Raw genomic sequence first — 551 nt, 5'->3', positions numbered from 1 at the left:
AGTTCGCTCTCCGAGTCCAGCGCGCTGGTGGCCTCGTCGAGCAGCAGGATCGGGGCGTCGCGCAGCAGGGCCCGGGCCAGGGCGACCCGCTGGCGCTGGCCGCCCGACAGTTTCACCCCCCGCTCCCCCACCAGGGTGTCGAAGCCGTCGGGGAGCTGGCCGGCGAACGCGGTGACGTGCGCGGCCGCGGCCGCGGCGTGGATCTCCTCGTCACTGGCGCCGGGCCGGGCGAAGGCGATGTTGTCGCGCAGGCTGCGGTGGAACATCGCGGGGTCCTGCGGGACGTAGGCGATCAGTGAGCGCAGGTCGGCCTGGCGCAGCCGGCTGATGTCCTGACCGCCGATCAGGACGCGCCCGGCGTCGATGTCCGCCATGCGCAGCAGGAGCCGGGTGAGGGTGGTCTTGCCGCCGCCGGACCTGCCGACCAGACCGATCCGGGCGCCGGCGGGCACGTCCAGGTCGAGGCCCTGGAAGATCGGCTTCGCACCCGCGTGGGCGAAGGTCACCCCCTCGAAGCGGACGCCGGTGTCCCGCGGTGCGAGCGGTTCGGG

At 74.4% G+C, this 551-nt stretch carries 1 protein-coding gene; it reads right to left on the bottom strand.

Features of this window, described 5'->3' with window-relative positions:
* Window positions 1–551: ATP-binding cassette domain-containing protein (locus IE271_RS41460; protein ID WP_190195542.1), on the bottom strand; the 551-nt coding region annotated here is incomplete at both ends.

Source organism: Streptomyces minutiscleroticus (genome assembly GCF_014650875.1).
GTDB lineage: Bacteria > Actinomycetota > Actinomycetes > Streptomycetales > Streptomycetaceae > Streptomyces > Streptomyces minutiscleroticus.
The sequence above is the reverse complement of the archived record's forward strand: the minus strand, read 5'-3'. Positions and strand labels throughout refer to the sequence as shown.